Consider the following 7,846-nt stretch of genomic DNA (forward strand, 5'->3'; position numbering starts at 1 on the left):
TGGCTTTTTTGTTTACATCAACATTATCTAGAAAAGATAGCAATTATATCACGGTAATATCAGTATCGACATATAGAGTCACCGATGAATCCAACGTGCTCTGATACTGAGCGTATCCGGTCTCATCAGACGTTTGCTGTTTTTCAAAATCCGCTGTTAAAGAGACACTATCAGCATTGCCGCCATTGATAAACAGCTCATTGTTACTATCGGTCATCTCAATGACATCACTGGTAGTAATATTAGTCAATGACTGCGCGCCAACACCCAGTTCTATGACTTCCATGTTATCAATCACGCTACTATCAAAGCTACTAAAGTCAATACTAGTATCTACTAACAAGGTGTCGATGCCGTCACCACCATCCATCAATAGGTTGTCTGCAGAGAATACTAGCGTATCGTTACCTGCACCGCCTATCAGCGTGTTAGCACCTGTACCGCCATCAAGGAAATCATTACCACTGCCACCGATTAAGGTGTCATTACCTGCGCCGCCTGTATAATTCACAGCGACAGACTGTTCAGAAGCGTCAAGGATATCGTCTTCAGGTGTGCCTCCAAAGGTTTTGGTAAAGACAATATCTACAGATACATTTTCGGTCACTTCAGTTGATACACTATCAGCCATACCTGTAGCTTTATCGGTAGTACTAAGCGCAAAGTCCAGATCGCCTTTCAACGGTATGGATGACTGAATTTGTAAATTATTGATTTGCTCAGGAGTAATACCCGTTATGGTATAGCTGTTAGCGGCATCATCCCACACGGCAGTCAACATTTCACCTGTACTCTTCACTCTAAAGCGTAAGACATCATCGGTTAAGCTCATACCATCATCAGTGACAACTATATTAACGGTCTCACTACCATCCGTATCTTGCATAATTGCGTTTAGATTCAGCGTGGTCCACTTACCCTGACTACCAAGAATAGTAGAAGGATTAGCAGCTACCCCATCAGCGACTGGTTTGACCTCAAGATCAATCTCTAGAGGATCACTGATCATCCCGCTGTCATTGACCACTTGCATCTTGATACCAGACACGATACCACTGACGTTTTCCGGTGGCATGATGAATATATTTGACGTTTCGCCAGTATTAGTATCACCCAGTTTGGAGACATCAATAGACCATAAGTTATTACCACCAGAATTACCATTGTTACTTGCCAAGACGGGATCGCCATTAGCATCAGTATAGTAGACCAGATAACCATTAGGGATATTGTCTAAGGTGATGGCAGTAGCGGCATCAGTATTGTCTTTATCGATAGTCGCAATCTTATAGTCGATAGCAATCATAGTATCTTCATTACCGCTAGCAGTGGTTGTTGATTGATCACTCTTATCAGTAATAATTAGATTGTCTGGCTGCGACTCGACTGTGACGTCATAACTGTGCTTATAAGTCTTTGTACCACTGTCATGTCCGCTGATATTATGACTCTCTTTATGAGCGGCATAGACATCAATCGTTGCCGTGCCGTCTTCATTTTCGGCAGGTTCATAAAAAATAGGCGTGCCTACATCTACGATATAATAATCACCAGCTGGAATATCAGCAACGTCACCATCTGCCAATGTTACAAGCGTCAAGTCGTTACCATTGTCATCCGTTAGTTTTCCGCTAGTGCCATTATCAGTCGTTAAACCAGACTCATCCAGCTGCAGATACAGCTTATTATCAATAATCTCAACATTATTACCGTCAGCCGCGTTGGTTAAGTCGATCTCAATTTCTACTTTGGTATCCTCATCCCTATCGACTATAGTGGTTTTACCATCATTGTCTATCGGATCCGTAACTGGCTTGATCTCAACCTTGACGTCGTCAACCTGCACTCGTTCCTCGCCACCATCTTTATCTAACGCAGTAAAGTTGGTATTAAAGGTAAGATCTTGGCTACCGTCTGTGACGTTGGTACTAAAATCTTTCGGCGGAGTCACTGTCACTGCATCAAGAGCATCTTCTGGACTGAGGCTACTTGCATCATCCACACTGATGATCCATTTACCGCCAATCTGCTGCACGCTTATGGCTGGATTGGTGATAGATACTTCAGTCCCTGCTGGTAGGTCAGTCAATGAGAAAGTATAAGAGTCGACCGTATTAGCGGTCGCAGGATTTAGAGTCGCATCTAGTATATCGCCAAGAGTAAAACCCGTATCCTCTACCTGCGAAGGTATGACTGCTTTGCTAGTAAAGCTATCTATCAAGTTAGGCTGGGTAGGATCCTCACCACCATCTGTCCTCTCTATTGCGATCTCAAAGCTCTCGGTTACACGCGCTTCGCTACCGTCACTACCTTGACCATTGATATCTTGAGTGACACCCGTCACTGTAATATTGAAACTGTCTTCTGGTATATTAACCGTACTATCATTACGCTCAAGCACTAGCTCATAAGTCGCTGCAGTGTCAGTAATAGCTGGATCATTAGGGACATCAACGTACCAGACGCCATTTGATAAGATACCGCCTTGCACATTGAGACCATCAGGGACATCAGTCACTTCTAGACGAGTAAAGCTCTCTGAGCCATCTTGATCAGCTGAAGGTATAGATACGGTGACAGACGCCGTATTGTCATTACCGCTATTATCAATAGTGCCATCGTTTACATTCAAAATCATACTCGGCTGATCAGTAACCGCTTGGAAGGTCACATTAACAGTAGCACTACCTGAAGTGGACTCCTTAATCTCTGAACCATCAGTCAGCTCAGCGGTGTCAGTATAAGTGTAGTTAAAGTCTATACTAACATCATCATCGCTATGACGTTTATCGTCATCGTACATAATCTCGATTGTCTGATCGGGCGTAAATGTCAAAGTTGGTGGTGGGTTAGTTGTTAAGTCCACTTCAATACCGTCAACACGTAATATGACGTCTTTAGCCATTAGATCAGTTGCTAATAGCGTGATACTCTCAAGCACTTCTTGACCTTCAGTTAAACCGCCTTGATCTGTGGTTGTAAATGCTGATTCAAAGTCAATAGTCGCCCACAAATCTTCAGTGGCAACGACTTGAGTATTATTCACTGTGCCGTCAGCTGCATCAGGGGTCACTAGAATAGAGACGTTTTGCTGATTGTGGGAGACACTATCACCAGATACCTTCTCTGTAGTGGTACCAGTAATATTGAAGTTGATTTCACCTGCAAAGTTATCTGGTGTCTGCAGCTGCGCTGTACCGTTTTGCAAGGCCTCAAGCGTCACTGACCATACTCGATCAGTGCCGCCGCCACCTAAGAAAGTAACCTCTGCACCGATTAAGTTAAAGCCAGCAGGCAAGTCCTCAACCCGATAAATAACTTGCTCAGCAGCTGGGCTGTCTCCATCATATGCCTCGATATCCGCAACATCCTTGAATAGGCTAGATAAGGCAATCTGATGGTTACCTGTACCATCTAGCGTTGCCTCATCAGTCACATAGGTATAGTCCTTACCATTGATAGTGGCGGTCTCTTTTGCTAAGTCATCATTGGTTATTAGATCTGCCTTGCCAAAAACTTTGATAGGTAGATTAAGAATAGGGCTTGCAATACCGCTAGTGCCATCCTCTTTACTCACTGCCTGTACTTTTAGGTTTACCGTACCACTGAAGTTCTCAGCAGGCACAAAGTACAACCCAGTTACGCTATTATTGTAATCTTCAATCACTACCGTACCACCAGTAGTATCAAGTAAGACTGTATCACCGTTGCTATTAGTATAATAAAGCTGCCCGTCTGCTGGTATATCCGAGATGGTCACATCATAAGTCTCAGAGCCGTCATTATCACGCGAGCTTGGGCGGATATCGAGCGGGATACCAAGAGCAGGATCAATCGTTGCTGGTATTGAACCATCACGATTGTTACCACCAATAATTGCTTGATCTTCAAAACCTTCGGCAGGATCAACAGCTAAGGTGGCTGGGTCGGCTACGCCTTTTACATCAAATTCAAATGTTAAGTAACTTTCGCCACTGGTGGCTGTATCTGTTGCGCCACCATCTTCGTCAACATCGACAGTTTTTGCCTCGACCTTGACTGCTGTCTCGGCACCGCTAGCAAGGTTAAAGCCACTATAGTCTTGCGGTGGGGTTACGGTGACGGTATCTAGGTACTCCATCGGAATATCGACACCATTGCCGTTGTCAGTCAGGCTAACTAAACCATTGCCATCATTATAAGTAAATACCGCCCCCTCAACTGAGGTGAAGCCGCTATCACTCTTATTACCAAAGGTCATATGTGCGAAGGTATCTTCGGAAGTGTCTTGGTTGCTCCAATCATCTATTAAGTTAAATGAACCATCAGGATCAGCGAAAAGATTAAAGGCTTCGTCTTCATTTGCGTTGGCTATGTAAGTGTAGCTTGGATTGATGGTTAGGTCATCTGTACCATCACCGTCAGTATCCGTACCAACTATTTCGGCGACTGGGGTGACGACTACGGTTTGCTCTAACGTTGCTGTGCCCTGTACCGTAATAGTACTATCATTATCATCAGTGTCTAAGGTTGTGACCTCAAAAATAAAGTCTGCATCTAACGATGAATGAGGTGGCGGTGTAAGCTCCATCTGACTTAAATTAGGCGAGCCAGTCATATCGATAGTTACAGTAGTACCACTTTGTGACCCTGCACCAGTAGTATCAGTGAACGTCCAACCTGCTGGCAGCTCAAATTGAATCTCGGTGATGACTTCTGCACCAGCGCCATCTTTATCATCCTGCACGGTAAAGCCAAAGCTATCAAGAGTGACTGGCGTATCTTCTTTGGTTTCAACACCTGCATTATCAAGCTCGACTTGACCAGCAACTGGGGTGACGGTTAGGTTGACATTGATAGTGTCGATTTCTTCCACAGTTGGGTTAGCAGCAGGTGAGTCAGCATCATTGTCTTTGGTATAAAGCGTGACTCCTACATTCATATCATTCGAATTATAATCAGCTGTATCGATACGCATGGTGGGCTGACCACTACTGGTGTCAAATACTGGCAGACCTGTGTTAGTGACTGTGACAACACCATTAACATCCATAGTCGCAGTAGCGCCTATCAACGCCATCCCATCGGCGTTGGCAGTTCCACTTGCTATAACATCACCATTAGCATCAACAAACTCAACCACTGTACCTTCATTAAGACCGGTAATTACAAATCCATAGTTCTCTCTATCGTTATTACCGCTATAGACTAGGTCACCAAATTTAGTATTTATTGGTAATTCAATCGACTGACCTTCAGCGACATTAGCGACTACATTATTACCAGTAATTGAGGTAATACCGTCATCAGGCGTAATAGTATAGTTTGAATCAATGCCAAACTCACTAAAGTCGTCATTATCATCATGAGGATTATCTGGATCATTAGGGTCGTTTTTATCTACGCTATCAGTGACGGCTTGGACATCAACCTCGATAGTGACAGTACTGGTTGCACCAGCAATATCAGTACCGCTTGGATCAACTGCACCATTGCTATCAACCTTGATAATATCACCATCACTATCAACCTCGTACTCTGTCACTGACATCTCAAAGGAGATATTGGTAGCATCATCTGCTGGTGGTGTGAGGGTCATCGACTCAAATTCAGCGCTGGTCATGGTAATGGTTGCTGACCCTGGGTTGTTAATTATCTTACCGTCACTGACAAAGTCACTGAGTAGTATTGTAATATCACTGCCCACTGTGTCAAAGCTAGTACCACCATAGTTAAGTTTAGCGCCATTAGGAATACCCGTTAAGGTGATTAAACCAATACGTTCTAGGTTGTCGGTGTCGTTCCCTGTGCCATCCAGATCAGTATCGTCGGCAATAGTAGGGGCTGTTAAACCTAATTCAACGATAGTGTCTTCATTCGTTGTAATCTTATCAATACCTGTCTTGTTAGAGCCGATATCTGGGGCATCAGATACTGGGTTGACCGTTATCGTTAAGGTCTCCGGTCCTGCAGAATAAGACGGATCGCTCGGTGCTAAGCCATTTGTCACATTGGCCGTAATCACAGGCACGCTACCACTATAGTTGGCGGCAGGTACAAAGGTATAACTACCATCACTATTGACAGTAATGCTACCAATGGCGTTAGTGCCGTCTGGGCTCAATGTAGTCGTCGTACCAGGAGCTATTGCTGTCATACCTAATACATCATAGCTCTCTACGGTTAATGCCTGACCAAAATCTGGATCATCGCTATCATTGTCAAATATATTACCTGTTAAGGTGGTATCTTCTCGCGTACTTACAACATCGTTTACTAAGGCAATGCCGTCGTTAGTACCCGTTATAGTAACTTCAACGTAGCGAATTTCACTGGTACTAATCTCGTTACCACCGCCAGCTATGGTGATGTTATTGCCGTCATCAACTTGTACCGCGTAGCGGATGGTGATGGTTTCGCCTTCGGGGAGGAAGTCAATATCAGTATCTTTTGCTTCAATCTCCCAAACTCCATTATTATTGGTCGCTTGAGTTATTGAGAACATACCTTCTAGCGCAGTTTTTTGCGGAACAGTTAGATCAGTCAAGGCTGTATTACCTTGACCAAAGGTATATTGATTTTCACCTTTAATATAACCCAGTGTCAGCGTATCACTGACATCAATATCACTAAAAGCAATAATGCCACTTTGAGTGATCACTGAGTCATCTGTTTGCTCGACGAAAGATATATTCGCAATATTGTCATTACCATCAGCAATGATGGTTGGTTGATCATTAGTGCCGGTGATAGTAATGGTAAGCTTGGCAGTATCAGTACTACCATCAGCGTCGGTTATGGTGTATTCAAAGGTTTCTGTTAAACTTTCACCTAGTGCCAAATACTGTATAGCGGCATTATCAACATCATAAACATATTCGCCATTCGCATTGAGTGTCAGTTCACCGTATTGACCTTGTGTACCGCTTCCAATTGCACCAGTGTTACCATCCACTGCCGTTACCGTAGTTGCTGTTATTGAATTATCAGCACCTAGATCATCAGCCACATCATCTGTCGCTGCACCAGTTGACGTAAGCACGTTGCCTGAAACAGTATCTATCTCTTCGCTAATGGTGTTTTTGTCATCATTAGCCGTTGGTGCAGTATCTATAATCTCAATATCTAAGATGTCATTAATGGTATCGCCAATGGTGTTGGTTAATACCACGTCAAACTGATCGAATACAGCACCAGCGCTATGATCTTCTGCATTATCGTTTTCGGTATATTCGTAGGTCAGTTTACCTGTAGTTGCATCATAGTTAGTAATGACTAGCGTGCCCGCATTGCCTCCTAAGATAGTAATAGGATTGCCAGAGGTTGCTAGAGTGACATCTTGACCGTTGACGGTTAACGCTGTAACGCTCTGTGGATCGGTAATATCAAAGCTATTTGAAACAGTATTACCAGTCGCTTCGGTAACGCTGTTGTCATTTACGGTTAGTGTCGGTGCGGTATCGTTGTCGATAATCGTACCCGTGCCACTGTCATTACCAATGGTAATCGTGGTGGTCTCATCGTTCTCAAGAATGTTGTCAGTTAAGGTTGGATAAGTGACGGTAAAGTCAGTGACACCCGCAGGGACGGTAATAGTGCCATCACCATTGTTGATGACGCCATTACTAAATACGGGGGCATTGGTGTAGTCACTACCCGCTGTGGCAGGATCAGTGCTGCCATCTGTGAGACTAAAGTCATAAGTGACGTCCGCCTGCGTTGTGTCGCCATTCACCGTCACTTGATGCACTAAGTTGCCGCCTTCTGTGGCAACGGCATCGCCAACGCTGACGGTCGGTTTGTCGCCTTCAGTATTGGCGCCTGGATCATTTGGATCATCAGATTCATCAACAATGCTGCCGGTCGC

1 protein-coding gene is annotated in these 7,846 nt (G+C 44.1%); it reads right to left on the reverse strand.

The window, feature by feature from the left end; translation table 11 throughout:
• Positions 1-43 precede the first annotated feature (43 nt).
• On the reverse strand, positions 44-7,846 hold a 7,803-nt coding region (locus CXF62_RS06575), incomplete at its 5' end, for a VCBS domain-containing protein (RefSeq protein ID WP_197707699.1).

Source organism: Psychrobacter sp. MES7-P7E (genome assembly GCF_002863645.1).
Lineage (GTDB): Bacteria > Pseudomonadota > Gammaproteobacteria > Pseudomonadales > Moraxellaceae > Psychrobacter.